Origin of the sequence: Pseudonocardia sp. SID8383 (assembly GCF_009864975.1) — a bacterium.
GTDB classification, from domain to species: Bacteria; Actinomycetota; Actinomycetes; order Mycobacteriales; family Pseudonocardiaceae; genus Pseudonocardia; species Pseudonocardia alni.
In genome coordinates this window covers 1-900 of record NZ_WWFY01001037.1, presented here as the reverse complement: position 1 = coordinate 900, position 900 = coordinate 1, and the positions used below count along the sequence as shown (strand labels likewise).

Genomic DNA, 900 nt, shown 5'->3' with positions numbered 1-900 from the left:
CCCGGTGCCCGGTCCGCCGCGCCGCTCGTCCGGGCCCGCGCCGGGGGCGGGGAACGCCCCGGTCCGCGCCGGTCCGGAGAACGCAGCGGCTGCGTGGCCCGGGGCCGACCCGGAGCGCGACGGCGTGTCGCCGTACGACCCCGGCGTCGGGAACGCGCCGTTGCGGGACGGTGCGGCGTCGTCCGTGGGCGGGCGGCCGGTGTCCCACGCCGGGGCGTCCCGGTCCCACGCGGACGGCCCGCCGACGGAGGAACCCGGACCGCCGTCCGGGCCCCAGGCGGTGCCCCGGGGGGCATCGCCGTCCCGCGAGGAGTCGTCCCGGGCGGAGCTCTCACCGGTGGTGTCGTCACGGTGGACGTCGTCGGAGGAGGGCCCGTCGGTGTCGGGCGCGGAGGCCGCGGTGTCGGCGCGGGAGCGCCACGGGTCGTCGGCGCGGCCCGGGAGCCGGCCGAAGCCGCTGCCCGAGTCGCCGCCGGCGGTGGCGAACAGGTCGTTGCCCGACAGCCCGGCCATCGCCGGACCGGACGGTGCCCCACCCATGGCCGGACGGGGCACCGGACGCTGCTCCGGGCCCGCGGGCGCGGGAGGTCTGCGACCGGGCATCGTCGGACGGTTCCCGGACGGCGGGGTCGAGGGCCGCGCGGGCGGCTGCTCGGTCCGGTCGTCGGAGGAGTCCGCGCTCGGGTAGTGCCCGATCAGTGCGCCGGGCGGCAGGATGTCGGTCTCCGGGCCGTCGGCGCCGCTGCGCGCCGGGCGGGGCGGCCACCGCTTGGTGGTGTGCTGTCCCGCGGCGTCGCGGTCCCCGTCGCCGGAGCCGCCGGACTCCGTGGTGTCCCCGGCCGAGGGCGACGGGGCGGCGTCCTGGTCCGGGGTGGAGCCGGCGGTGGGGCGGGTGCCGTC

Annotated in this window: 1 pseudogene; it reads right to left on the bottom strand. The window is 81.0% G+C overall.

The annotated features are described in order from the left end of the window. A pseudogene (locus GTW08_RS24890) lies at window positions 1-900 on the bottom strand (hypothetical protein); the annotation flags it as partial.